The 25,679-nt window shown below is 71.3% G+C and carries 22 protein-coding genes and 1 riboswitch; of the genes, 13 read left to right on the plus strand and 9 right to left on the minus strand.

Translation table 11 applies throughout. The features are described from left to right. The first annotated feature begins 12 nt into the window (after nucleotides 1-12). The 5 genes from ACFUCU_RS03515 to ACFUCU_RS03535 all read left to right on the plus strand — a co-directional run bounded on the left by ACFUCU_RS03515 (nucleotide 13) and on the right by ACFUCU_RS03535 (nucleotide 5,953). Entirely contained in the window at nucleotides 13-879 is an 867-nt protein-coding gene (locus ACFUCU_RS03515; protein WP_377970681.1) for a helix-turn-helix transcriptional regulator, read from the plus strand. 63 nt (nucleotides 880-942) lie between these two features. Continuing rightward, nucleotides 943-1,698: a TetR family transcriptional regulator gene (locus ACFUCU_RS03520; RefSeq protein ID WP_377970683.1), complete on the plus strand. Its 756-nt coding sequence runs from the start codon at nucleotides 943-945 to the stop codon at nucleotides 1,696-1,698. 144 nt (nucleotides 1,699-1,842) lie between these two features. Then, complete coding sequence (locus ACFUCU_RS03525) at nucleotides 1,843-3,105, plus strand: acyl-CoA dehydrogenase family protein (protein WP_377970684.1); 1,263 nt, start codon at nucleotides 1,843-1,845, stop codon at nucleotides 3,103-3,105. Between the two features lie 64 nt (nucleotides 3,106-3,169). Continuing rightward, nucleotides 3,170-4,366 carry an acetyl-CoA C-acetyltransferase gene (locus ACFUCU_RS03530; RefSeq protein WP_377970685.1) on the plus strand — a complete coding sequence of 399 codons (1,197 nt, stop codon included), beginning with the start codon at nucleotides 3,170-3,172 and terminating at the stop codon, nucleotides 4,364-4,366. 27 nt (nucleotides 4,367-4,393) lie between these two features. Next, complete coding sequence (locus ACFUCU_RS03535) at nucleotides 4,394-5,953, plus strand: long-chain fatty acid--CoA ligase (protein WP_377970686.1); 1,560 nt, start codon at nucleotides 4,394-4,396, stop codon at nucleotides 5,951-5,953. Between the two features lie 4 nt (nucleotides 5,954-5,957). Here ACFUCU_RS03535 and ACFUCU_RS03540 read toward each other — a convergent pair whose 3' ends face one another. The 4 genes from ACFUCU_RS03540 to ACFUCU_RS03555 are packed head-to-tail and all read right to left on the minus strand — an operon-like array spanning nucleotide 5,958 to nucleotide 8,738. Further along, nucleotides 5,958-7,235, minus strand: coding sequence for an MFS transporter (locus ACFUCU_RS03540; RefSeq protein WP_377970688.1), 1,278 nt, complete (start codon nucleotides 7,233-7,235; stop codon nucleotides 5,958-5,960). After that, entirely contained in the window at nucleotides 7,232-7,609 is a 378-nt protein-coding gene (gene crcB, locus ACFUCU_RS03545) for a fluoride efflux transporter CrcB (RefSeq protein ID WP_364137547.1), read from the minus strand. The genes ACFUCU_RS03540 and crcB overlap by 4 nt, the downstream gene beginning before the upstream one ends. Next, complete coding sequence (locus ACFUCU_RS03550) at nucleotides 7,606-8,142, minus strand: fluoride efflux transporter FluC (RefSeq protein WP_377970690.1); 537 nt, start codon at nucleotides 8,140-8,142, stop codon at nucleotides 7,606-7,608. Before ACFUCU_RS03550 ends, crcB begins: the two co-directional genes overlap by 4 nt. Beyond that, a complete protein-coding gene (locus tag ACFUCU_RS03555; RefSeq protein ID WP_364137551.1) occupies nucleotides 8,142-8,738 on the minus strand; it encodes a universal stress protein in 597 nt (198 codons plus the stop codon). The genes ACFUCU_RS03550 and ACFUCU_RS03555 overlap by 1 nt, the downstream gene beginning before the upstream one ends. Nucleotides 8,739-8,816: 78 nt before the next feature. Continuing rightward, a riboswitch (Fluoride riboswitch) is annotated at nucleotides 8,817-8,903 on the minus strand. A 144-nt stretch (nucleotides 8,904-9,047) separates the two neighbouring features. On the opposite strand from ACFUCU_RS03555, the gene arfB reads away from it, so the two are divergent. From arfB to ACFUCU_RS03570, 3 genes are all read left to right on the plus strand, one after another. Beyond that, complete coding sequence (arfB, locus tag ACFUCU_RS03560) at nucleotides 9,048-9,470, plus strand: alternative ribosome rescue aminoacyl-tRNA hydrolase ArfB (RefSeq protein ID WP_377970692.1); 423 nt, start codon at nucleotides 9,048-9,050, stop codon at nucleotides 9,468-9,470. A gap of 171 nt (nucleotides 9,471-9,641) precedes the next feature. Further along, entirely contained in the window at nucleotides 9,642-10,748 is a 1,107-nt protein-coding gene (locus tag ACFUCU_RS03565; protein WP_377970694.1) for an alkaline phosphatase family protein, read from the plus strand. Next, nucleotides 10,745-12,433 carry a phospholipase C gene (locus ACFUCU_RS03570; RefSeq protein ID WP_377970696.1) on the plus strand — a complete coding sequence of 563 codons (1,689 nt, stop codon included), beginning with the start codon at nucleotides 10,745-10,747 and terminating at the stop codon, nucleotides 12,431-12,433. The genes ACFUCU_RS03565 and ACFUCU_RS03570 overlap by 4 nt, the downstream gene beginning before the upstream one ends. Nucleotides 12,434-12,479: 46 nt before the next feature. Here the strand turns inward: ACFUCU_RS03570 and ACFUCU_RS03575 are convergent, their stop codons facing one another. Next, nucleotides 12,480-13,643 (minus strand): AI-2E family transporter, encoded by a 1,164-nt coding sequence (locus ACFUCU_RS03575; protein ID WP_377970697.1) that lies wholly within the window; start codon nucleotides 13,641-13,643, stop codon nucleotides 12,480-12,482. A 159-nt stretch (nucleotides 13,644-13,802) separates the two neighbouring features. Between ACFUCU_RS03575 and ligD the strand changes: the two genes are divergently transcribed. Then, nucleotides 13,803-15,032, plus strand: a complete 1,230-nt coding sequence (gene ligD / locus ACFUCU_RS03580; protein WP_377970699.1) for a non-homologous end-joining DNA ligase — start codon at nucleotides 13,803-13,805, stop codon at nucleotides 15,030-15,032. 9 nt (nucleotides 15,033-15,041) lie between these two features. Here the strand turns inward: ligD and ACFUCU_RS03585 are convergent, their stop codons facing one another. Continuing rightward, nucleotides 15,042-15,953, minus strand: coding sequence for an NAD(P)-dependent oxidoreductase (locus tag ACFUCU_RS03585; RefSeq protein ID WP_377970700.1), 912 nt, complete (start codon nucleotides 15,951-15,953; stop codon nucleotides 15,042-15,044). A gap of 118 nt (nucleotides 15,954-16,071) precedes the next feature. Between ACFUCU_RS03585 and ACFUCU_RS03590 the strand changes: the two genes are divergently transcribed. After that, entirely contained in the window at nucleotides 16,072-16,899 is an 828-nt protein-coding gene (locus ACFUCU_RS03590; RefSeq protein ID WP_377970702.1) for an isocitrate lyase/phosphoenolpyruvate mutase family protein, read from the plus strand. A 25-nt stretch (nucleotides 16,900-16,924) separates the two neighbouring features. Here the strand turns inward: ACFUCU_RS03590 and ACFUCU_RS03595 are convergent, their stop codons facing one another. The 3 genes from ACFUCU_RS03595 to ACFUCU_RS03605 form a co-directional block, all read right to left on the minus strand. Continuing rightward, the gene (locus ACFUCU_RS03595) at nucleotides 16,925-17,680 is read right to left on the minus strand and encodes an IclR family transcriptional regulator (RefSeq protein WP_377970704.1); all 756 of its coding nucleotides are present in this window, start codon (nucleotides 17,678-17,680) and stop codon (nucleotides 16,925-16,927) included. Nucleotides 17,681-17,865: 185 nt separating this feature from the next. After that, nucleotides 17,866-19,248: an FAD-binding oxidoreductase gene (locus ACFUCU_RS03600; RefSeq protein WP_377970706.1), complete on the minus strand. Its 1,383-nt coding sequence runs from the start codon at nucleotides 19,246-19,248 to the stop codon at nucleotides 17,866-17,868. Nucleotides 19,249-19,298: 50 nt separating this feature from the next. Then, nucleotides 19,299-21,089, minus strand: a complete 1,791-nt coding sequence (locus ACFUCU_RS03605; protein ID WP_377970708.1) for an L-lactate permease — start codon at nucleotides 21,087-21,089, stop codon at nucleotides 19,299-19,301. Nucleotides 21,090-21,401: 312 nt separating this feature from the next. On the opposite strand from ACFUCU_RS03605, the gene ACFUCU_RS03610 reads away from it, so the two are divergent. From ACFUCU_RS03610 to ACFUCU_RS03620, 3 genes are all read left to right on the plus strand, one after another. Continuing rightward, nucleotides 21,402-23,588: a malate synthase G gene (locus tag ACFUCU_RS03610; RefSeq protein WP_377970710.1), complete on the plus strand. Its 2,187-nt coding sequence runs from the start codon at nucleotides 21,402-21,404 to the stop codon at nucleotides 23,586-23,588. Continuing rightward, nucleotides 23,585-24,013 (plus strand): heme-binding protein, encoded by a 429-nt coding sequence (locus tag ACFUCU_RS03615; RefSeq protein ID WP_364137571.1) that lies wholly within the window; start codon nucleotides 23,585-23,587, stop codon nucleotides 24,011-24,013. The genes ACFUCU_RS03610 and ACFUCU_RS03615 overlap by 4 nt, the downstream gene beginning before the upstream one ends. Nucleotides 24,014-24,149: 136 nt before the next feature. Continuing rightward, on the plus strand, nucleotides 24,150-25,658 hold the full coding sequence (locus tag ACFUCU_RS03620; RefSeq protein ID WP_377970712.1) for an LCP family protein: 1,509 nt from the start codon (nucleotides 24,150-24,152) through the stop codon (nucleotides 25,656-25,658). The last annotated feature ends 21 nt before the right edge of the window (nucleotides 25,659-25,679 follow it).

The raw sequence follows: 25,679 nt of genomic DNA on the forward strand, positions 1-25,679 counted from the left end.
TAGTATTTCTAGGTGCAGCACTCCGATCGTCGCAAAGAACTGGGGCTCTTCCTCCGGGCCCGCCGGAACCAGGCCGTCCGGGTGGATTACGGTCTACCACCCCTGTCCCGCACCCGCGAGCGGGGACTGCGCCGCGAGGAGGTAGCGTTCCTCTCCGGCGTCAGCGTGACCTGGTACACCTGGCTGGAGCAGGGACGGGACATCAATCCGTCCCGCCAGGTACTCGAAGCAGTCGGCCGGGCCCTGCATCTCTCGGACGCCGGACTGGACTACGTCCTCTCCCTCGGGGGCTACGCCGCCGTCGGGCCGGGGCCCGCCGCGGCGGCCACCGCCCCCGCCCATCTCCAGCGCCTGCTCGACGCCTTGGACCCGAATCCGTCGTTCGCCCTGTTCCCGGACTGGGGCATCGCGGGCTGGAACAGCGCCTACGCGGCTCTGTTCCCCAACATCGCCACCGTGCCCGCCGCCGACCGCAACCTGCTGTGGCTCGTCTTCACCGACCCCTACGTCCGGGACCTCCTGCCGGATTGGGAGGTGACCAGCCAGCGGTTCCTGGCCGAGTTCCGTGCCGAAACCGGGCAGCGCCTGGGCGACGTGGACGTCAGGAACCTGGTGGAACGGCTCAAGTCCGCCAGCCCGGGGTTCAGGGAAGGCTGGGACCGGTACGACATTCTTGGCTTTGAGTCGCGGGAGAGGGTCTTCCACCACCCAGGCGTCGGCACGTTGCAGTTGGAACACCATCAGCTCTCCCCCTCGGACCGGCCGGACCTTCACCTGGTGGTCTACACGCCGGCTCCGGGCAGCGGGGCCGGGTCCCTGATGGGACGGCTCATCCCGCCGGCCAGCCAGGACTCCGGCGTCCCCGCGCAGCGGCGCTGACCCAGCGCCGGGCCGGGCCGCGCCGATCAGAGCCGGGGAGCGGCGGTGTGCTACTTTCGGGCCATGACCAGCCAGCCCGTGACCCACGACGCCGACAGCCCGGCGGCCGCCGCCATCGGGCTGCTGGCCCGGCAGGGCTTCGACGCCACCTCCGTGGAGGAACTCGCCGAGGCCGCCGGGATGAGCCGCAGCACCTTCTTCCGCAAGTTCGGGTCGAAGGAAGACGTGGTCTTCGCCGACCACGAACGGATCCTGGCGCAGGTCACCGGTCGGCTGGCCGAATCCCGGCAGGATCCGCTCGCCGCCGTCGAGGACGCCGCCCTGCTGGTGTTCGAGCACCATCTGCGCCACCGCGAAACCTCCCGGGCACGCTACGAACTGATGCAGGCCGTGCCCTCGCTCCGGGACCGGGAACTGGTCACCTCGCACCGGTACGAGCGCGCCTTCCTCGTGCACCTGCTGGACCGTCTGCCGGCCGCCGCCTCCGCCGCCACAGGGGTCGCCGACCGGCCCGCCGCCGCCGACCACCGCGAACACACCGCCGTCGCCTACGCCGCCGCCGTCGTCGCCGTCCACAACGCCTTCCTCCGCCAGTGGCTGCGCTCCCCCGCCACCGAAGAAACCCGACAGCAGGAGAACGCCGACACCGGGCGGGTGGGCGATCTCGCCGCAGAACTCCGCGGCCTCTCCGCCTTGTTCCGGCCGGTCCTGCTCGGCACCGCCCCGGCAGCGGCAGCCAGCACCGTGGTGGTGACCGTGCTGGCAGGAGCCGCAGACAAGGACGCCGTGGCCCGCGCGGTCCGCGACGCACTCCCCTGACGAGTTCCCCCAGACGTACCGGATCCTTGGAACGGAGTTTCTTGACGTGGAACTGCGTTTCATTGCATCCTTGATCGACGTGGTGTGAGCCACGCCACGGGCGGCACGCAGCCGCCGACGCTATCGACGAGGACCAGCACGCACATGACGACGACGTCGCCCGCCTCCGCGGCCACCGACCATTCCCGCACCGTCCCGGCCGGCTTCCCCGCCGGCACCGTGGAGCCGGACTACCTTCTGACCGAGGCGCTGGAAACCGACCCGGCAGCCCTCTTCACCGGCATCAGCGACGAGGACCGCGCTTACTGGGACCGCGCCCGCGGCTTCGTCCAGGACGAGGTGCTGCCGGTGATCGACGGCTATTGGGAACGCGCCGAATACCCCGTGCACCTGCTGCGCCGCCTCGGCGAACTGGACCTGCTGCGCGACGGGATCGATGTCGCGGGCCACGCCCCGATGAGCAGCATGGCCGCCGGCCTGGTCACCATGGAAATCAGCCGCGGCGACGGCTCCGTGGCCACGATGATCGCCGTGCAGGGCGGCCTGGCCCTCCGCTCGGTCGCGGAATGCGGATCCGAGGCACAGAAGCAGCGCTGGCTGGCTCCCATCGCCGACGGCACCGAGTATGCCGCCTTCGCCCTCACCGAACCCACCCACGGCTCCGACTCCGTGGGCCTGGAATCCACCGCCACCCCCACCGACGGCGGTGTCCTGCTCAACGGCGAGAAGAAATGGATCGGCAACGGCTCCATCGGCGGCCTCAGCGTGGTGTGGGCCCGCGGCGACGACGGGCAGGTCCACGGCTACCTCGTCCCGCAGGACTCCCCCGGATACGCGGGCACCACCATCGAGGGCAAGCTTGCCCTGCGCGCCATCTGGCAGGCGCACATCCGGCTGGAGAACGTCTTCGTTCCGGAGGAGAACATCCTGCCGGGCGCCCGGACCTTCAAGGACACCGCCCGCGTGCTCCTGGCCACCCGGCTCAGCGTCGCCTGGTCCGCCGTCGGCCACGCCACCGCCTGCTACGAAACCGCCGTCCAGTACGCCAAGCAGCGCAAGCAGTTTGGCCGCCCGCTGGCCTCCTCCCAGATCGTTCAGGAACGGCTGGCCCGCATGCTCAGCGAGCTCTCGACCATGCAGCTGATGGTCGTACAGATGACCCGGCTGGACGAGGCCGGCGCCCTGACCGCCGAGCAGGCCGCGCTGGCCAAGTACACCTGCACCCGGCTTGCCCGCGGCATCGCCTCCAACGCCCGAGACCTGCTCGGCGGCAACGGCATCCTGCTGGCCAACCGCGTCGCCCGGCACCTGGCCGACATCGAGGCCATCCACACCTACGAAGGCACCGAGACGATGCAGGCGCTCATCATCGGGCGCGGCATCACCGGCACCTCCGCCTTCGCCTGACCCCTCCACGCCTTCGCCTGATCCGCCGTCCCCTGACAGACGCCACCCACCAAAGGACCCACCCATGAACCAGAACGCCATCACCCCGGTCATCCTCGGAGGCGCCCGCACCCCCTTCGGCCGCTTCCGCGGCGGCCTGTCCGCCTTCTCCTCCAGCGAGCTGGGTGCCCACGCCATCCGCGCCGCACTGGAGCGCACCGGGGTCGCCCCCGAACAGGTCGGCGCCGTGATCGTCGGCCAGGTCATCCAGGCCGGCGCGGGCCAGGGCCCCGCCCGGCAGGCCAGCCTCGCCGCCGGCATCGGCTGGGACGTCCCCACCGTCACCATCAACAAGCTCTGCCTCTCCGGCCTCACCGCCGTGATCGACGCCGCCCGGATGATCCGCGCCGGGGAGGCCGACTTCATCGTCGCCGCCGGCCAGGAATCCATGACCAACGCCCCGCACCTGGTCCCCGGACTGCGCGCCGGCGTCGTGATCGGCGACGCGCCCATGCTCGATTCCCTCAACCACGACGGCCTGCAGGACCCGGTCAGCGGCAAGCTGATGGGCGAGGCCACGGACGCCGGCAACGTCGAACGACAGATCAGCCGCGAGGAGCAGGACGCCGTCGCGGCCCGCTCGCACCAGCGCGCCGAGGCCGCCCGTGCCGCCGGGATCCTCGCCGAGGAAATCGCCCCGATCGAAGTCCCCCAGCGGAAGGGCCAGGCCCTGACCCTGGAGCACGACGAGGGCATCCGTGCCGACACCACCGCCGAGTCCCTCGCGCAGCTGCGCCCGGCGTTCTCAAAGGACGCCGCCGCCACCATCACCGCCGGTTCGGCCTCGCCGCTCTCCGACGGCGCCGCGGCCCTCGTCATCGCCAGCAAGGAAGCCGCGATCGCCGCCGGCCTGGAGTGGATCGCCGAGATCGGCGCCCACGGCCAGACCGCCGGCCCGGACGGCTCCCTGCACTCCCAGCCGGCGCGGGCCATCGACCGCGCCCTGGCCCAGGAGGGACTGCACGCCAAGGACCTGGACCTGGTGGAAATCAACGAGGCCTTCGCCTCCGTGCTGATCCAGTCCGCCAACGACCTGGGCATCGACACCGACGTCGTCAACGCCGAAGGCGGCGCGATCGCCCTCGGCCACCCCGTCGGCGCCTCCGGGGCCCGCCTGGTCCTGCACCAGGCACTCGCCCTGAAGCGCCGCGGCGGCGGCACCGGCGTCGTCGCCCTCTGCGGCGGCGGCGGCCAGGGCGACGCCCTGGTCCTCAAAGCCTAACCACCCCCTCCGACGAAGAAGCAGGCCATGACCAACACCACCAGCGGCGACGGTTTCGCCACCATTTCCGTCGCGGCGATTTTGGCGGAGTCCGCCCGCCGCTCCCCGGACCGGACGGCCCTGATCGTCGGGGAGGACCGGACCAGCTACGGCGATCTCTGGCGGCAGACCCGGGAGTACGCCGGCGCCCTGCGGGCCCGCGGCATCGGCCCGGGCGACGCGGTCGCCGTGTTGATCCCGAACGTGCCGGACTTCGCCCGCGTGTACTACGCGGTGCTGGCCCTCGGCGCGATCGTGGTGCCGGTGCACGCCCTGCTCAAGGCCCGCGAAATCGAGTACGTCCTGCAGGACAGCGGCGCGCGGCTGATGATCTGCGCGGACGCCCTCCTGGGCGAGGGCGCCGCCGGGGCCGCGGCCAGCGGCGTCGACGTCCTCACCGTCATGTCGCCCGAGGGCGGGGACCTGCCCCGGCTCGAGGCGGAGGCCGCCGCGGCGGAACCGATCCGCAGCTACGAACCCTGCCGCCCCTCGGACACCGCCACGATCCTCTACACCTCCGGCACCACGGGCAAGCCCAAGGGTGCGTTGGGGACGCACTTCGCGCTTGTGGAGCAGACCTCCGTGATCCTGACCAGCGTGATGGACTTCAAGCCCGGTGACGTGCTGTTCGGCGGACTGCCGCTCTTCCACACCTTCGGCCAGACGGTGGTCCTGAACGCCGGGCTGCGCGCGGGCGCCACCGTGGTGCTGCTGCCTCGGTTCACCGGCCAGGGCGCCCTGGAGCTGGTGGCCAAGCACAAGGTCAACGTCTTCGTCGGGGTACCCACCATGTACGTGGCGCTGCTGGAGGCCGCGAAGTCGACGGCGGTGCGGCCGGCGGACCTGCGCTACGGAATCTCCGGCGGGGCGTCGCTGCCGCTGGCGGTGATGGACCGGTTCCGCGATGTGTTCGGCATCGAAATCCACGAGGGCTACGGGCTGACCGAGACCTCCCCGGTGGCGGCGTTCAACCACGTCGGCATGACGCCGCGGCCGGGCACCATCGGCATCCCGATCTGGGGCGTGGACATCGAAATCGCCCGGGCCGAGACCGTGGAGAGCATCGAACTGCTGCCCAACGGCGAACTCGGCGAACTGGTGGTCCGCGGCCACCTGCTGATGAAAGGCTACCTGAATCGGCCCGAGGCCACCGCGGAGGCCGTGGTCGACGGCTGGTTCCGCACCGGCGACTTGGGCACCAAGGACGACGACGGCTACCTCACCATCGTGGACCGCAAGAAGGACATGATCATCCGCAACGGCTACAACGTGTACCCGCGGGAGGTCGAGGAGCTGCTGCTGACCCACCCGCAGGTGGTCAGCGCCGCCGTCTACGGCGTCCCGCACGAGGTCCACGGCCAGGAGGTTGCCGCGGCGATCGTGCTCGACGCCGGGGCCACGGTCACGGAAGCGGAACTGGTCGAGTTCGCCAGCTCGCAGCTGGCCGCCTACAAGTACCCGCGCATCATCCGGCTGCTGAGCGAACTGCCGCTGGGTCCCAGCGGCAAGATCCTCAAGCGCGAACTCGCCGCCGACCCGGCGGTATAGGCGCCTACGCCGACGCGGCGGACCGCCCCGCGCCGGAACGCAGCAGCGGGATAAAGACCAGCAGGGCGGCCACCTGGGTGGCGATCGTGAAGACCGCCAGCCCCGCCGGGGACGAGGCGTACAGGGCGCCGATGATGGTCGAGCCCGCGAGCCAGGCAAGGCCATAGACGGCGGTGAAAATCCCGTACCCCGTGCCGCGCCGGGCGGCCGGGACCAGGTCCGCGACGGCGGCGCGCAGGGTGGATTCGTGGATGCCCAGGGCCGCGCCCCAGACCGCCGCGCCGGCCCACACCAGGGCGGGTGAATCCGAAAAGGACAGGAACGGCACGGCGGCGGTGAGCGGCAAAGCCACCAGCAGCCCGCGCAATCCGATCCGGTCGTACAGCGCACCCGAGGCCAGCGCCGCGAGGGCCGCCGCGCCCATCGACACGGCGTAGGTCACGGGGATCAGCGCCGGCGACAGCACTTTCTCCACCTCCAGGTGGTAGGAGACCACGCCGAAGGTGGAGAACCCGAACATGGACACGGCGGTGAAGCCGCTGTACCACCAGAACCGGGCCGGCAACGGCGTGCGGACGGCCGGTGCCGCGGGCACCGTCACGTGAGCCGTTGCGTTGGCGAGTTCGCCGTTGCCGGCGAGCCCGGCGTCGAACCGCTCGGGGGCCGGGACGAAGCGCCGGAGCAGGACGACCGCGGCGATGGCCAGCGCGCCGGGGATGGCGAGGACGCCGAATCCCAGCTGATAACCGGAGACCGCGATCATCAGGCTGACCAGGAGCGGGCCCACCAGGGCGCCGGACTGGTCGAGCGCCTCGTGGATCGCGAAGGCCCGGCCGCGGCCCAGCGTCGCCCCGGCGTGGGAGAGCATGGTGTCGCGCGCGGGGGTGCGGACGGCCTTGCCGAAGCGTTCGGTGATCACCAGGGCGGAGGCCTGCCAGAGGGACCCGGCGAGGGCCAGCAGCGGGACGGCGACGGCGGTCAGGGCGTACCCGGCGATGGTCAGCGGCCAGTACTTGCGCGTGCGGTCAGCCAGCGGCCCGGTTCCGAGCCGGAGGACCAGCGCCACTGCCTCGCCGACGCCGGTGATGAAGCCGACCATCACGGCGCTGGCGCCGAGGGTGGCCAGGTATGGGCCGGTGATGGCGCGGGCGCCCTCGTAGACGACGTCGGCCAGCATGCTGACCACGCCGAAGGACAGGACGAAGCCCATCGGGCCGAACCGGTTTCCGCGGCGCGCGGCCGTTACCGGCTGGGCCTGTGCCGGCTGGCCAAGGGAGCTCACAGCAGCCCGCCCAGGGCCAGGCCGCCGGCGGCCGCACCGACCGCGGCGAGGGCCGTGCCGAGGCCGTTGACCAGCGCCAGCCCGGACCGGCCGGACTGGACCAGGCGCACGGTCTCGAAGCTGGCGGTGCTGAAGGTGGTGTAGCCGCCCAGGAACCCGGTCCCGACGATGAGTTGGAGTTCCGGCGGTGCGGCGTGGGCTCCGACGGCCCCGGCGATCAGGCCGAGGAGGAGGGAGCCGGTGACGTTGATGACGATTGTGGCCACGGGGAGGGCGGCGCGGACCCGGCTGCGGATCAGTCCGTCCAGCAGGAACCGGGAGGCGGCGCCGAGGCCCCCGGCCAGGCCCAGCAGGGCGACGGTGAGCGGGCTCATGCGGCTGCCCCCTTCCGCGCGGAGGCCAGCCGGATGCCGGCGAAGGTGGAGAGGAAACCGCCCACCAGGGAGGCTCCCACGTACGCCAGCGCGTCGAGGGAGCGGCCGGCGGCGAGCAGTCCGTTGCTTTCCAAGGCCAGGGTGCTGTACGTGGTGAAGGCGCCCATGAACCCGGTGCCAAGGAGCAGCCGCATGACGCGGAGCCGCCCGGCGTCGGGGCCGCGGCGGATCAGGGCCTCCAGCAGCAGGCCCAGCAGGAACGCCCCCGCCAGGTTGATCACGAGGGTGGGCAGCGGCCAGCCGCCGGGGGCGGGCAGGACGGAGCCGAGGCCGTAGCGGGCCAGCGTTCCGGCGATCCCGCCGGCCACCACCAGCAGCAGGAAGCCCGGGTGCAGGTGCAGCGGTCGCCGGAGGCGTGCCGGCTCCGGCGCGGGGTGCCCGGAGCCGGGGGCACGGTGCCCGGGGCCGGACGCCGCGGCGTCGGTGCCGTCCGGCCGGGCGGCGGGGACGGTGTCCGGGGTGCGGGGTTCCATTACCGGCCCTCCCGTGCGTGGTGCCGGGGCTGCGGGGCGAGCGGGACCACCAGGACAGGGCGGTGCTGGCGGTGGGTCAGGTGCACGGCCACCGAGCCGACCAGCAGCTCCTCGAAGCGGGCGCCGAGGCCACGCTCCCGCGTCCCGACGACGATGATCGAGGCGCCGCTGGCCTCGGCGAGCCGGCCGAGTGCCCGCGCGGGGTCCCCGGCCAGGGCGACGAAGGACCAAGGCACGCCGCCGGCGTCCAGGGTCTCCCCCAGCCGGGCCTTCAGCGCCGCGGCGATCCCCTCGACGTCGTCGTCGATGCCGTCGGGATCGATCGGCCGGGCGCCGCTGGGATCACCAGGACGGCGGCCGGCGGGGTCATCGGCGAGGTAGCTGGTGACGTCCACGTAGGCGCAGATCAGGGGAACACCCAGGCTGAGCGCAAGCTCGGCGGCCCGGTGGGCGACGGCCGGCGGCTGGCCCGGGACCGCGCCCATGACCACGGGTCCGGCGATGCGATCGATGGAGCCGGAGGTGTGTCCGGACGCGGCGTGCTGCCCTCCGGCGGCGGGGTCCGCCGGGCCGGGGACGGGTCCTGCTGGTGTCATGATGCTCCTGTCCTGTGGCGTCTGTGTGAGGCGTCGCGGCGACGCGGCTGTCAGCACGGGTCACCCACCTTCGTTGGTGCAAAGGCAGGAACCATCAGCCAGGAGGCGGTTCGAACGGGGTGCGGAGTGCAGGCCGTTCCGGCGGGATCCATCGCCGTGTTCAGAGATTACACGCCGCACCCGGAACGGCGCCACGCCGCACCGCAGGGCGGAGCGCCGGGTGAGGGGCCCGACGGCGGCGGGCGCGGCGCCGGGTCGTCCCGCCAATCGTTCCGCCGACGGCCGCGAGTTCTGTGACACGCTGGTGGCATGGACCTGGAGGTGAACAATTCCCTGACGATCCCGGCGTCGGAACTGCGCTGGCGGTTCTCGCGTTCCTCCGGCCCCGGCGGCCAGCACGTGAACACCTCGGACAGCCGGGTGGAATTGTCCTGGGACGTCACCGGATCGCCCTCGCTGCGGGAGGACCAGCGGGAGTCGCTGGGCCGCCGGTTGGAAGGCCGGCTGACCGGCGGTGTCCTGACCGTCGCCGCGTCCGAGCGCCGGTCCCAGCTCCGCAACCGGGAGGCCGCCGCAGCCCGCCTTGTCCACCTGGTGGCGGAGGCACTGGCGCCCGGACCCGCCGCCCGGCGCAAAACCTCGCCCACCCGCGGCTCCACCCGGCGGCGGCTGGCCGGGAAGAAACTGCGCTCCGCGACGAAGCAGCAGCGCCGCCGGCCCAGCGCCGAGTAGCCGGCGAGACGCCAGTAAGTTTCGGGCCACCGAAATTCAAGGGGAACTCACAGCCTTCACGCGGGAGCGGAGCCTCCGCGGCATGGCACAGTTTTTGAACCGGGTATCCCGTTGCTCCCCCACCCGGAGGCGCGGAAACGGGTTCCCCGGCGGTCCCGAGAGGAGCTGACCGTGACCCTGCTTTCCCACCGGAGCGCGCACCGGAGTCGGCGCCGCAGTGCCGCACGGGTCGCCTTCCTGCTCGCCCTGCTTCTCACCGCGATCACGGCCTGCCAGTCCCCCGCCGCCGCGCCGCAACGGACCGGGACACCCGGGCACGTCTTCGTGATCAACCTCGAGAACAAGGGCTTCGACCGGGTCTGGGACAGCGGTTCCCCCGCCCCCTACCTGGCCGGAACCCTGCGCGCCCAGGGCGTCCTGCTGGACAGCTACTACGGCGTCTCCCACAACTCGCTGCCGAATTACCTGGCCCAGATCTCCGGCCAGCCGCCGAACAGCAGCACCGAACATGACTGCCACACGTACACGCCCTTCAGCGGCACGGGGCTGGACTCCCAGGGCCAACTGCTGGGCGACGGGTGCCTTTTCCCGGCCGAGGTTCCCACCCTCGCCGGGCAACTGGACGCGGCGCACAAGACCTGGCGCGGCTACATGGAGGACATGGCCACCCCGTGCGAGCACCCGCAACCGGACGCCGTCGACACCCACGTCGCCGCCACCGCCGGGGACCAGTACGCCACCCGGCACAACCCGTTCGTCTACTTCCGCTCCATCACGGACGGCTCCGGCTGCGGCCGGAACGTCGTCAACTACTCGGCGCTGGCGCACGACCTCTCCTCCGCCGCCACCACCCCCAACCTGTCCTACATCACGCCAAACCTCTGCCACGACGGCCACGACAGCCCCTGCGTGGACGGAACCGCCGGCGGCCTGGGCACGGCGGATGAGTGGCTGAAGAGCCAGGTCCCGGCGATCCTCGCCTCCCCCGCCTACCAGCAGGACGGGATGCTGGTGATCACCTTCGACGAGGCCGACGGCGGCGCCGTCGGACCGTCGTCGGGCGTCACCGGCGGCACGGCGGGAGGCAAGGTCGGGGCCCTGGTGCTCTCGCCGTTCACGGTCCCGGGCGGCAGCTCGGACCGGGCGTACAACCACTACAGCCTGCTGGCCAGCATGGAGGACATCTTCGGCCTGCCGCGCCTGGCCGGTGCGGCCGAGCCCGGGGTCAACGCCTTCGGCGGCGATGTCTACCGCTCCGGATCCCAGGGGCAGCCATGAGTCAGCGCACCCTCCGTGGCCGCCTCGGCCGGTTCGGGCGCCGCCGCCTGGTGATCGCCGCCGGCTCCACCGTGGCCCTGCTGGTGCTGGTGGCGGTGCTGGCCGGCGCCGGAGCGGGCGGCACCGGGCTGATCGGCAACGTCCTGGGCGGCCTCCAACTGCTGCAGGCGCCGCCCCAGGGCATCGCCAAGATCAAGCACGTGGTGATCATCACCCAGGAGAACCGGTCCTTCGACAGCTACTTCGGCACCTACCCCGGGGCGGACGGCATCCCCATGCAGGATGGGACGCCGTCGGTCTGCCTGCCCGATCCGGGCCGCGGCGGCTGCATCCGGCCGTACCACAACCCGGAGGTCAACAACGCGGGGGCACCGCACAGCCACTCCGACGAGGTCGCCGACGTCAACGGCGGGGCCATGGACGGCTTCGTGGCCCAGGCGGAGAAGGGGCTCTCCGGCTGCACCGCCACGGCCGCAACGTGCACGTACAACACCAAGGCCACCGACGTGATGGGCTATCACGACGGCACCGACCTGCCGAACTATTGGGCCTACGCCCAGAACTTCACCCTGCAGGACCACCTCTTCGCCGCGGCGTCGGCCTGGAGCCTCCCCGCCCACCTCTACCTGGTCTCGGAGTGGTCCGCCAAGTGCAGCAGGGCCGGGGACCCGTCGTCGTGCGTCAACGAGCTGCAGAACCCGGACAGCGGACCCGACCCCGAGATCATCCGCAACACCCTGATCGGCAAGTGCCAGACGGGCCTGGACCTGCAGCCCTGCCAGGACGCGCTCAAGGCGGCCGGCATCAGCCCGGACCTGGCCACCGAGATCGATCAGCTGATCAGTGCCAGCTGCAAGCCCACGGACTCCTACCCCAGCTGCCAGGCCGCGGTGGACGCGGCCCAGGTGCCGGCCGCGCTGAAGAAAAAGCTCAGCGACGCCGCCAAGAAGCTCGAGCTCCCCGATTACGCCTGGACGGACCTGACCTACCTGCTCCACCAGCAGCACGTCCCGTGGGCCTACTACGTCTTCAACGGCACCGAACCGGATTGCCGGGACGACGCCGCGACCTGCGCCCCGGTGAAGCAGGACGCCAAGACGCCGGGCCTCTGGAATCCGTTGCTGTACTTCGACACGGTCAAGGAGGACGGCGAGCTGGGGAACATCCAGGCGCTGGGGAACTTCTACGACGCCGCCAAGCAAGGCACCCTGCCGGCGGTCAGCTGGGTGGCGCCCACCGACAAGGTCAGCGAGCACGCCCCGGCCAGCATCAAGACCGGCCAGGCCTATGTGGCCGGCCTGGTCAACGCCGTCATGTCCGGACCGGACTGGGACAGCACCGCGATCTTCCTGACCTGGGATGACTGGGGCGGGTTCTACGACCACGTGGCCCCGCCCGTGGCGGACGAGAACGGCTACGGCCTCCGGGTGCCCGGACTGATCATCAGCCCGTACGCCCGGAAGGGCTACATCGACCACCAGACCGCCAGCCACGACGCCTACATCAAGTTCATCGAGGACGACTTCCTGCACGGCCAGCGGATCGACCCCGGCACCGACGGGCGCCCGGACGGCCGGCCCAGCGTGCGGGAGACCAACCCCCTGCTGGGCGACCTGACCACGGCGTTCGACTTCAACCAGGCCCCGCAGCCGCCGCTGATCCTCTCGAACGCCGCGACCTACTGACGCGGGCGACTGGCCCGCGACCACTGATTCGTGGCTCTGGACGGGCCTACCCGGCGACTGCCGGCTCGTGGGGTGGGGACTGCCCGGGTGCCGGCTGGTCGGCGGCGTCGCGGCCGGTCCAGACCTTGATGATGGTCCAGCCGACGGCGGCCAGCGGCACCGCCAGCAGCGCCCCGATGACACCGGCGAGCATGGTCCCGGCGGCCAGGGACAGCAGGATCACCAGCCCGTGGATGTTTAGCACCTTGCCCATCAGCAGCGGCTGCAGGACATGGTGTTCGAGCTGGTTGGCGCCCACCAGCACGGCGAGGACCACCACGGCGGGAACCGGGCCGTTGGAGACCAGGGCCACCAGGACGGCCAGGCTGCCGGCGGCGGTGGCGCCGATGATCGGAATAAACCCGCCGATGAACACGAAGACCGCCAGCGGCACCGCCAGCGGGACGCCGAGGATCAACAGCGCGACGGCGACAATGGCGGCGTCGATCGCGGCGATCAGCGCGGTCCCCCGCACGTAGCCGCCGAGGACGCGGGTGCTGGCCGCGGCAGCGCGGTGCGCCCGGTCACGGTGCCGGGCCGGGAGGAATCCGAAGAGGAAGCCGCGGATCACGGCGCCGTCCTTGAGGAAGAAGAACAGGATGACGGCCATCAGGACCATGCCCGCGAGGATCTCCCCGCCGGTGCGCAGGCCGGTGAGGGCGTCGGAGCCCAGGTTGCCGCTGCTGAAGAACTTCTGCACCGACTCCTTGGCGTTGGCGAGCTCCTGGTCCGAAACCGGGACCGGCCCGTTATTCAGGAAGGCGTGCAGCTGGTCGATTCCGGCCAGGGCACGGGTCACCAACTCCTTGAACTGCATCCGCACCAGGGCAACCACGGCGGTGACCACGCCGCCGAACACGGCCAGGACCGCGACAAAGGAGGTCAGGACCGCCAGGGCCCGCGGCCAGCCGTGGCCGGCGAGCCAGCGCACCAGCGGGGAGATGGCGGCGGCCAGGATGACCGCCAGGAGCACCGGAATGACCACGAGCGGCACCAGGGTCAGGACCCGGATCACCACCCATGCCAGGCCCACCAGCAGCAGCACCTGGGCGGCCCGGGTCCCGGCGCGGCCCAGCCCGTCGGACCAGAGGGCCGCCGGGCCCTTCGCCGCCGGGCTCTTCGACGGCGCGGCGGGCTCCGGCGCCGGATTCTGGTATTCCTGCTCGGACATGGGAATCCTCCTTCGTCACCGTCGGGCAGCCCGCGGACCGGGCGCACGCGGTTTATACCGTTGCTGACTGCGGATTATCCCGGCAGAACCTGATGGCCGGCTGGCAGCGCGCCGCGGCGGCCTCTGGCTGGAGCACGGGAACGTTGCTAGCGTGGCCGCATGAGCCCGTCGAAGACTCCGCCAGAGATCATCACCGCGGCCGGGCACGAGGTCAGCATCTCCAGCCCGGACAAGGTGGTCTTCCCCGGGCCCGGGCTGACCAAGCTGGACCTGGTGCACTATTACCTCGCCGTCGCCGACGGCGCCCTCCGCGGCGCGGGCGGCCGGCCGATGGTCCTCAAACGGTTCCCCAAGGGCATCGACGCGGAGCCCTTCTTCCAGAAACGGGTCCCGGAGAACCACCCGGACTTCATCGACACCGCTACCCTGCACTACGCCTCCGGGACCTCCGCGGAGGAGGCCGTGATCCGGGACGCCGCCGGGCTGGCCTGGCTTGTTAACCTCGGCTGCCTCGATCTGAACCCGCACCCCGTCCGGGCCACGGACCTCGAGCACCCGGACGAGCTGCGGATCGATCTGGACCCCATGCCGGGCGTGGGCTGGGAGCAGATCGTGGACACCGCCCTGATCGCCCGGGGCGTGCTCGACGACGTCGGACTGGTCGGCTGGCCGAAGACCAGCGGCTCCCGCGGCCTGCACATCCTGGTCCGCATCACGCCGGACTGGTCCTATCCGCAGGTGCGCCTGGCCGCCGAGACCCTGGCCCGGGAGGTGGAGAACCGGGCCCCCGGCCTGGCCACCGCCCGCTGGTGGAAGGAGGAACGCGGCGAGAGCGTCTTCGTCGACTTTAACCAGAACGCCAAGGACCGCACCGTTGCCTCCGCCTACTCGGTGCGTCCGCTGCCAGACGCCCGGGTGTCCGCGCCGCTGACCTGGCAGGAGGTGCCGTCCGCCCGGCCGGAACAGTTCACCGTGCTGACCGTGCCGGACCGGTACGCCAAGGAGGGCGACCCGCATGCGGGCACCGACGGGGCAGCCGGCAGCCTGGCGGCCCTGCTGGAGTTGGCCGGGACGCTGGGCCCGGCGGAAAAGGCGCCGAGGGGCGCCGGAAAGGACGGCTCCGGGCGGCGCCAGTCCGTGATGCCGCTGATCGAGGTGGCGCGGACCAGGACCAAGGCGGAAGCGCTCGCGGCCCTCGAGGCGTGGAAGGCGGGCCATGCCGGGACGGCGGCCGGCCTGCACCCCGCCGACGTTATGGTCGACGGGATGCGGGGTTCCAGCTCGCTCTGGTACCGGGTCCGGATCAACCTCCAGCACATCCCGGAAGACCGGCGGCCGCCGCAGGAAGAACTGCTGGCCGACTACGATCCCTGGGCCGGCCGGTCCTGACGGTTGCCGTCAGTCCCCCGAACCGCCGTCTTCCGGCGTGCTGGCGTAGTACGCGGCCGCCATGTCCTGCTTGGACCGGCCTCGGGCGGCCACCCGCTCCAGCCGGGCCGCCGCGGCCGCGGTCCCGTCGAGGCGGATACCGTGTTCCTCTGCCGCCGCCAGGATCAGCCGGGCGTCCTTGAGCGAGGTGTCCACCGCAAACGACGCCGGGTCCAGCGTGTCGCCGAGGATGAGGCCGGCCTTGCCCCGCAGGAAGGGCAGGTCCAGTCCGCCGCCCTCGATCAGGTCGAGGAACTGCTGCGGCTCCACCCCGAGCGCGCCGGCCAGGGCCAGGATCTCGCCGGTGGCGTTGGAGGCCGCGATCACCCAGCTGTTGACCACGAGCTTCAGTCGAGTGGCGGTCCCAGCGGCGGCATCCTCACCGGTCCAGGTGGTGCGCGCCCCGATCGCGTCCAGGACCGGCGCCACCGTGTCCCGGACCGCGGGAGCACCGGCGGCGATCACCAGCAGCTGGCCGGCCTCGGCGGGTTCGCGGGTGCCGGAGACCGGAGCCTCCACCAGCTCCAGTCCCACCTCCCGGGCCAGCTCCGCCAGGGCCCCGGCGTCGTGGACGCCCACCGTGGTGGACTGCACCCAGACCGTGCCGGGCCTGATGCCGGCGGCTGCCTGCCGGATCACCTCCGTCACCGCGGCGGCGTCGTAGAGCATCGTCAGGACCACGTCGGCGCCCTCGACCGCCTCTGCGGGGGTAGCGGCCGCGTGCGCACCGGCCTCGGCCAGGGGGCCGGTCTTGGCCGGGTCGCGGTTCCAGACCCGGACGTCGAGGCCGGCGCGGAGCAGGTTTCGGGCCATCGCGGCGCCCATGATGCCCAGGCCGAGCACGGCCACGGTGCGGGTGGTGTTCTTCGTCGTCTCGTTCATGCGGCCATGCTAGCCGCACAGCCTGACAGCCGTTGACGGACTCCGGGACCGGGCGTAGACCCATAGTCAGGGCCGTGCGCCGGCGGGGACGACACCGTGGAGGACACAGGGAGGACACATGGACACTTTTCGGGAGCTTCACCGCGGCGGGTCACCGTTGCTGCTGCCCAACGCGTGGGACGTGGGCTCCGCCGTCGCCTTCGTGGCGGATGGCTACCCGGCGATCGGGACCACCAGCTTCGGCGTGGCGGCAAGCGCCGGCTATCCCGACGGCGGGCGGGCCAGCAAGGCGGCGACGGCGGCGCTGGTGCCGCTGCTGTGCCGGCTGCCGGTGTTCGTGACGGCCGACGTCGAGGACGGCTACTCCCCGGATCCCGGCGAGGCTGCCGACTTCGTCGCGGGCCTGGTGGAGGCAGGCGTGGCCGGGATCAACCTGGAGGACAGCCTGGACGGGCATCTGGTGGCCCCGGAGGACGCCGCCGCGAAGATCGCCGCCGTCCGGCAGCGCTGCCCCGGCGTGTTCATCAACGCCCGGGTGGACAACCTGTGGTTCAAGGAGGACCCGACCGTGGACGCCGTGCTGGTGCGGGCCCGGCGCTATGCCGACGCCGGGGCGGACGGCATCTTCGTCCCCGGGCTTGCGAACCCGGCCGAGATCGAGGCCATCACCGGGGCCCTGGAGCTGCCGGTGAACGTCCTGCCGCATCCCACCCTGACCGTGGCGGAACTTGGTGGGCTCGGGGTGCGGCGCGTCAGTTCCGGGTCGCTGCCCTACCGCGCGGCGGTGGATGCCGCCGTCGCGTCCGTCGCGGCACTGCGGGACGGGGGCACCGCCCCGTCCGCCACCCCGTACTGGGACATGCAGCACCGGCTCGAGTCTTACGCAGCGGCGCTCCGGCCGCAGGTAGAAGGTCCGGCGGAAAGTGGGGCGGAAGGTCCGGAGTAGACCCGGGAGCAGGCCCGCGAGGGGCCTAGGTGAGGCTCAGTTCCGCCGAGATCGCGGCGGCAGCCTCCTGCAGCAGGGGGACGGCGCGGTCGGCGAACGCCTGGTCCACGCGGGAGACCGGGCCGGAGACGGAGATCGCCATCGGCGTCGGGGCGTCGGCCACCGCGGCGGCGAAGCACCGCACCCCGAGTTCCTGCTCCTCCTCGTCGATCGAGTAGCCGCGGCGCCGGATGGTGTCCAGGTCCTGCAGCAGGGTCTCGACGTCGCCGATGCTCTTGGGTGTCGCGGCCGGCATGCCGGTCCGGGACACGATCGCCCGCACCCGCTCGTCGTCGAGCTGGGCGAGGATCGCCTTGCCGACGCCGGTGGAGTGCAGGTGCGCGCGCCGGCCCACCTCGGTAAACATCCGCATGGAATGCCGGGAGGGGACCTGGCCGACATAGACCACCATGTCCCCGTCGAGCATGGCCACGTTGGCGGTCTCGCCCAGCCGGTCCACCAGGGGCTTCAGCTGCGGCCGGGCGAGCACGCCCAGTTGCTTGGACGCCCCCTCGCCAAGCCGGATCAGCCGCGGGCCCAGGGAGTACCTGCGGTTGGGCAGCTGGCGGACATAGCCCAGCGTCACCAGGGTCCGCAGCAGCCGGTGGATGGTGGGCAGCGGCAGCTCGGTGGCCGAGGAGAGCTCGCTGAGCATCACCTCTCCCCCGGCGTCGGCGATCAGCTCCAGCAGCTCGAAGACGCGCTCCACCGACTGCACGCCGCCTGCGGCCCGTTCCGCCATGCCACCCCTCCTCCATGGTGCCGCCCGTCGCCGGCCGGCACCTTTTTCCTGACTTTCGTTGCGTGGACACCCGTCGGGCCGCGTGAATGCACCCGCGGAGCGAAATATCCGCATCGTGAAAGTTTCCGAGGCCCACGATACCGCAGGACCTCGCGGCCACCACCGGATCCCCCGTGAAGATGCCCCTAGATGCCCTTGCCCGGGTTGAGGATGCCCAGCGGATCGAAGACGCCCTTGATGGCCTGCTGCAGGCCGAGGGAATCGTTGCCCAGCTCGTCCACCAGCCAGTCGCGCTTGAGCAGTCCCACCCCGTGTTCGCCGGTCAGGGTCCCGCCCAGGCTCCGGGCCAGCTCAAACATCTGCGCCAGGGCTGCCTTCGCCGGGCCCTCGGTGGAGGGCTGTCCCTCGTCCAGGACGATCATCGGGTGCAGGTTCCCGTCGGCGGCGTGCGCCACCGTGAAGATACGCACGCCGGTGCGGCGGGAGATCTCCTCGATGCCGGTAACCATCTCGGCCAACCGGCCGCGCGGAACACCGACGTCGCCGATGCACACGGTGCCCAGCAGTTCCAGGGACGGGATGGCCTCGCGGCGGGCCCGGAGCAGCTCCGCGGTGTGGTCCGGGTCCGTGGCCTTCTCGTACGAGGTGGCGAACGGTTCGATCGCCTTGATCAGCACGTCCTGCTCCAGGAAAGCACCGTAGCCGTCGGTCTGGGCGAGCAGGAAGGCCCCGCCCCGGCTGCGGTAGTCGGTGCCGAGGGCGGCGTCGACGGCGGCGAGGGTGGGCCCGTCCATCAGTTCCAGCACCGAGGGCGTGATGCGGGAGGCGATGATCGCCGACGCCGCCTCCGCCGCGGCGACGATGTCCGGGAAGTAGGCGGCCACCGTGGCGGTGGAGACCGGCATGGGCCGCAGCCGCAACGTCGCCTCCACCACCACGCCCAGGGTCCCCTCGGAGCCGATGAACAACGCATTCAGGTCGTAGCCGGTGACGCCCTTGATGGTCTCGCGGCCGGTGACCAGGATCCGGCCGTCCGGCAGCACCACCTTGAGCGCCAGCACGGATTCGCGGGTGACTCCGTACTTGGCGCAGCGCATGCCCCCGGCGTTGGTGGCGATGTTGCCGCCAATCGAGCAGATGGCCGTGCTCGCCGGGTCCGGCGCGTAGAAGAGGCCGTGCTCGGCCGCGGCGGCGTTGACCTCGGCGTTGAGCACCCCCGGTTCGACCACGATCAGCTGCTCCAGCGGATCGATGCGCAGGATCCGGTTCATCCGCGAGAGGTCCAGGACGATCTCCCCCGCCTGGGCGGAGGAGCCGGCGGCGAGGCCGGTCCCCGCGCCCCGGGCGACGACGGGGATCCGGTCCGCCGTCGCCCGGACCATGGTCTCCACCACGTCCTCGACGGCGGTGGCGTACACGACGCCGTCCGGCAGGGACGCCGGCGTGTAGCCGGAGCGGTCCGTGTTGACGCTCCGGCGGTCGGCCTCCTCGGTGGAGCCGTTCCGGGCGGCGGCGATCAGGCCGGCGGCGGAACGGGTGGCGGTGGTGTCATTGGCGGTGGTGCTCACGGGGACTGCTTTCTATCGGGTGCAGGAGGTGATCGGCGCGGGCGGGGTCCCTAGGGGACCATCCAGCCCAGGACCGGGGTGGACTGCAGCAGGACAAGGATGGTGATGAAGGCCAGCAGGCCAAGGCTCCAGCCGAGGAGCTTGCGGAACAGGACGCTCTCGGCCCCGTCCAGGCCGACGGCGGCGGAGGCCACCGCAAGGTTCTGGAGCGAGAGCATCTTGCCCAGCACGCCGGCGGAGGAGTTGGACGCGGCCATCAGGACCGGCGAGAGGCCGGTCTGCTGCGCGGCGGTGACCTGGAGCTGGCCGAAGAGCGAGTTGGACGAGGTGTCGGACCCGGTGAGGGCCACGCCGATCCAGCCCAGCAGCGGGGAGAGGAAGGCGAAGAAGCCGCCGGCGGAGGCGAGGGCGAACCCGAGCGAGTTGGTCTGGCCGGAGACGTTCATGACGAACGCCAGGGCCAGGACGGAGGTCACCGAGACGATCGTCCAGCGCAGCTGGAAGAGGGTGTCGCGGTAGATCCGCAGTCCCTGCAGCGGCTTGAGCCGGTACAGCGCCATGGTGATAATGCCGGAGATCAGCAGCAGGGTGCCGGTGGCCTTGAGGTGGTCCAGCTTGAACTTGTGGGCGGAGACTTGGTGGCCGGAGGGGTCGACGGCGTCGATGCCGGGCCAGTCGAAGGTGACGGAGCCGACGGCGGTGAGCCAGTTCTTGACGCCGGGAAGCTGGGCGATGGAGAAGACGGCCATGATGATCAGGTAGGGGGCCACCGCCATCCACACATCGCGGGCCGGCGGCCGGGCGACGGTGTCCGTGCCGGTCCCGGCCGCGTCCGATCCGGCGGCGCCGGGGCCTGCCGCGTTGGCAGGAAGGGGCTGTCCGTTGCGGCTGACGCCGCCCAGCCCGGAGGAGGTGCCGTAGCCGGTGCGGCCGGTAGCCGTGGCGCCCACCAGCTCGGCCTCGGCGGCGTCGGTGTCGCTGCCCTTCACATTGTGCATGCCGACGATCTCTGCAGGCTGCCAGAACCGGAGCATCACCAGGACGACGGCCACGGTGGCGATCGCGGCGATCACGTCGGTCAGTTCCACCACCAGGAAGTTCGAGGCCAGGAACTGGGCCACGCCGAAGACGACGCCCGAGACCAGGGCGACGGGCCAGGTCTGGCGCACGCCGCGCTTGCCGTCGACGATAAAGACCAGGATCAGCGGGACCAGGACCGCGACGAAAGGGGTCTGCCGGCCGGCCATGGAGCTGAGCTCGTGGAGCGGGATGTTGGTGACACCGTTGAGCGCGATGATCGGCGCGGCCATGGCGCCGAACGCGACGGGCGCGGTGTTGGCCAGCAGCGCCACGATGGCCGACTTCAGCGGCTTCATGCCGGCCGCCATCAGCATGGCCCCGGAGATGGCCACCGGCGCGCCGAAGCCGGCGAGGGCCTCGAGCAGGGCGCCGAAGCAGAACGCCACCAGGATGGCCAGGATCCGCAGGTCGTTTGAGATGGAGCGGATGGTGCGGCCCAGCGCCTCGAACCACGGGGTGGCCACGGTCAGTTTGTAGACCCACAACGCGTTGATGAGGATCCAGAGGATCGGGAAGATCGCGTAGAAGGCCCCCTGGGCCGTGGCGCTGAGGACCTGGACAATCGGCATATGCCAGCCCACGATCGCCAGGACGATCGAGAGCAGCAGGCTGGCGATGGCTGCCTTCGGCGCCCTGACCCGGAACACGCCGAGCAGGACGAACAAGAGGAGCAGCGGCAGCGCGGCCACCACGGCGGAAACAGCAAGGGACCCGGCGATCGGGTCTACGACCTGCTGAAACGGCTCAAACCTGGGACTCACAAAAACTCCTTTGTTTTACGAGTGGTGGCGGGCCTCTGACCCGGGCGTCATGGGGCGACGGGAAGATTTTCCGCATGGCGAAATAAATCTCTTATTGTGTGGATAGACCATATGTGCGATCCACATCACAGTCAACAGCTTGCCGCAGAATGGTCGGACCACCCCCGACGGCCCGCGGACGGGCGTTGACAGCCCGCCGCAGGGCTGGATAGTTTTTACTTATTGATATTTTCTTTCCGCATTACGGAACTGCCGAGACGCCCGCAGGGACACCCGCAATGCACCACAGCAACTGAACGGAGCGTGACCCGAATGTCGAATCACCTGGAGACCAACGGACTCCACGTCGCGGAGGAGCTGTACTCCTTCGTACGGGACGAGGCGCTGCCCGGCACCGGACTCGACGCCGGGGAGTTCTGGAACGGCGCGGCCGGCCTGATCGCCGAATTCTCCCCCCGCGTCCGCGAACTCCTCGAGGTCCGCGACCGGCTGCAGCAGCAGATCGACGAGTACCACCGCACGCACGGCGGCGCCGAGATCGATCCCGAGGCGTACGAGGAATTCCTGCGCTCCATCGGCTACCTGGTGGAGGAACCGGCCGACTTCAGCATCAGCACCGACGGCGTGGACGGCGAGATCGCCAGCGTCTCCGGCCCGCAGCTGGTGGTCCCGCTGCTGAACGCCCGCTTCGCCGCCAACGCCGCCAACGCCCGCTGGGGTTCGCTCTACGACGCCCTCTACGGCACCGACGCCATCGACGACGCCGACGGCCGCGGGCACACGGAAGGCTACAACCCCGTCCGCGGCGCCGCCGTCGTCAGCTTCGGCCGGCGGCTCCTGGACGAGCACACGCCCCTGGCCTCCGGCTCCCACGCCGACGTCACGGCCTACCGGATCACCGACGGCGCGCTCGCCGCCGAGACCCCCGACGGGACCACCGGCCTGGCCGATCCCGCCCAGTTCGCCGGCTACCGCGGCAACGAAGACCAGCCCGAAGCCATCCTGCTGGTCCACCACGGGCTGCACATCGAGATCCAGGTGGACCGCGGGCACCTGATCGGCTCCGGTGATCCGGCCGGCGTCAAGGACATCGTCCTCGAATCGGCGCTGACCACCATCATGGACCTCGAGGACTCCGTTGCCGCCGTCGACGGTGGCGACAAGGTGGACGGATACCGCAACTGGCTGAAGCTGATGCAGGGCACGCTCACCGCCGAGGTGTCCAAGGGCGGCCGCAGCTACACCCGCCGGCTGAACGAGGACCGCAGCTACACCGCCCCGGACGGTTCCGAGCTGGTCCTGCCAGGCCGTTCCCTCCTGCTGATCCGCCAGGTGGGCCACCTGATGACCAGCGACGCCGTCCTGGACGCCGACGGGCAGCCCGTCCCCGAGGAGATCCTGGACGCACTGTTCACCGGGCTGGGCTCGGTGCACGACCTGCGCGGCGCCACGGCCGGACGGAACTCCCGCGCCGGGTCCGCCTACGTGGTCAAGCCCAAGATGCACGGCCCCGAGGAGGTCGCCGTGGCCTGCGCGCTGCTGGCCGGCGCCGAGAAGGTGCTGAAGCTCGAGCCGCTGACCCTGAAGATCGGCATCATGGATGAGGAACGCCGCACCTCGGCCAACCTCAAGGCCTGCATCAAGGAGGCCCGGGACCGCGTGGCCTTCATCAACACCGGCTTCCTGGACCGCACCGGCGATGAGATCCACACCTCCATGCTGGCCGGCCCCATGGTCCGCAAGGCGGATATGCGCAACTCCAGCTGGATCAAGGCCTACGAGGAGTCCAACGTGGACACGGGCCTGGCCTGCGGCTTCGCCGGACGCGCCCAGATCGGCAAGGGCATGTGGGCCGCCCCGGACAACATGGCGGACATGCTGGCGCAGAAGGCCGGCCACCCGCAGGCCGGCGCCGACTGCGCCTGGGTCCCGTCCCCCACCGCGGCAACATTGCACGCCATCCACTACCACCAGGTGGACGTCGACGCCCGGCAGACCGAACTGGCCGGCAACCGCCGCTCAACCCTGCGACAGCTGCTCACCATCCCGCTGGGCGACCCGGCCGGCTGGTCCGCCGAGGACCGCCGGAACGAGCTGGACAACAACATCCAAAGCACCCTGGGCTACGTGGTCCGCTGGGTCAACGACGGCGTGGGCTGCTCCAAGGTCCCCGACATCCACGGCACCGCCCTGATGGAGGACCGCGCCACCTGCCGGATCAGTTCCCAGCACGTGGCCAACTGGCTGCTCCACGGCATCGTGACGCAGGAGGAGGTGGAAGCCTCGCTGCGGCGGATGGCCGCCGTCGTCGACGGGCAGAACGACGGCGACCCCGGCTACCGGCCGATGTCCCCCGCGTTCGACGGCGAGGCCTTCCTCGCCGCCCGCGAACTGGTCCTCGAGGGGGCCGCCCAGCCCTCCGGTTATACCGAACCCGTGCTGCACCGCCGCCGGGCCGCCCACAAGCACGCCAACGACCTCGCAAGGAACGCCTCATGACCCTGACCCTGGACACCGCCCGCACCATCATCGACCAGGCCCTCGCCACGGGCGCCGAACACGGCTTCAAGCCGCTTACGGTGGTCGTCCTGGACGCCGGCGGCCACGTCACCGCGGCCGCCCGCCAGGACGGCGCATCGAACAACCGCTTCGAGATCGCCCAGGGCAAGGCCTACGGGGCGCTGGCCCTGGGCATGGGCTCCCGCTCGATCATGGCGCGCGCCGAGCAGCAGGCGTACTTCATCGCCGCGGCCGCCGCGGCGATCGGCGGCCGGCTGATCCCGGTCCCGGGCGGGGTCCTGATCCGCGACAGCGACGGCGCACTGCTGGGCGCCGTGGGCATCAGCGGGGACACCTCGGACAACGACGAGACGGCGGCCGCAACCGCCGTCCGGGCGGCCGGCCTGACCGCCCAGGTGGACTGAGAAACCACTCGCTCGTTGACAGCGGCACCGGCAGGGACATCTCGCCCCGGCCGGTGCCGCTGGCGTTTTCCGGGCAAATCTCCAGCGACGGCCAGTATCATGGCCGGGTTCGAGAGTCTGTCGAGAGGTTGCTCCATTGCGTCACGAATCGTCCGCCCCGGGCAAGGGGACCCCTGAGCCCTACCCGGGCTACGGCACCCTGGTGGAGGGCAGCAGCAACTACCGTCGGGCCCGCCGGCCGCGCTGGCTCAAGATCACCGGCATCACCGCGGCCGTGCTCCTGGTGGGCGTGATCGCCTTCGGCGGCTACTGGCTCTGGCGGCTCCAGTCCAACATCAGCACCTCTGCGCTCGGCGCCGGCGGGGTCCGCACCGAGGGCCCGGTCAACGACAGTAAGGACCGGCTGCAGATCCTGGTCCTGGGCAGCGACACCCGCAGCGGCAAGAACGGCCAGTACGGCTCGACGGCCGACTCCTCCGGCTACGGACAGTCGGATGTGATGATGCTGTTGGACATCTCGGCGGACAACAACCACGTCAACGTCGTCAGTTTCCCCCGCGACCTCCTGGTGGACGTCCCCGCCTGCAAGGACAGCGCCACCAACGAACAGCACGCGGCCCGCTCCGGAGTCATGATCAACTCCGCCATGGCCGAGGCCGGTATCGGCTGCGCGGTGGACACCGTCAACAAGCTCACCGGCATGGAAATCGACCACTTCATGATGGCCGACTTCAACGCCGTGAAAGAACTCTCCAACACCGTCGGCGGCGTCGACGTCTGCGTGGACACCGCGGTCAACGATCCCGACTCCGGCCTGAAGCTGCCCAAGGGCACCTCCCAGGTCCAGGGCGAACAGGCCCTGGCCTTCCTGCGCACCCGGCACGCCTTCGCCAACGGCGGGGACCTCGGCCGGATCAAGGCCCAGCAGTCGTTCCTGGCGTCCCTGACCCGGAAGCTGAAGGCCGACGGCACGCTCAGCGACCCGCAGAAGGTGCTCAGCATCGCGGACACCATGACCAAGAACCTCACCGTCGACGACGGCCTCGCCTCGGTCCCGACCATGCTGACCCTCGCCAACCGGCTGAAGAACATCGACCCGGCCAAGGTCAACTTCATCACCACCCCCACCGTACCGGCGCCGTCGGATCCCAACCGGTTGACCCTGGACGAGCCGGCGGCGGACAACCTCTTCGCCGCCCTGCGCCGCAGCCCGGACCTGTCCCAGCCCGCGCCGGCCTCCGCGGCCCCGGAGACCTCCAGCGCCCCGGCCGCCCCCGCCTACAACAAGGCACTGCAGCCGATCACCGTGGCCAACGGCACCAACGTCGCCAGCCGCGGCGCCGAGATCGGCACAATCCTCTCCGACGCCGGGTTCACGAAGCTCTCCCGCATCCCGGCCCAGCCGCGCCAGCAGACCATGGTCTACTTCGGCGCCGGGTTCGAGGACGTCGCCGCCGACGTGGCGGCGGTGTTCGGCCTCCCGGCCTCCAGCGTGCAGCAGGTCCCCGGGGTGCAGGGCGTCCAGCTCTACGCCGGCGAGGACTTCGCCACGGGTTCCAAGCCCGCGGCGCCGCCGTCGCAGGCCGGCGGGGCGGTGTCCCAGACCGGCAGCGACACGACCTGCCAGGCCACCGCCGGCGGGTAGCGGGCGACACGCAACCGGACC

It is taken from the genome of Arthrobacter sp. NPDC057259 (assembly GCF_042668995.1).
Lineage (GTDB): Bacteria > Actinomycetota > Actinomycetes > Actinomycetales > Micrococcaceae > Arthrobacter.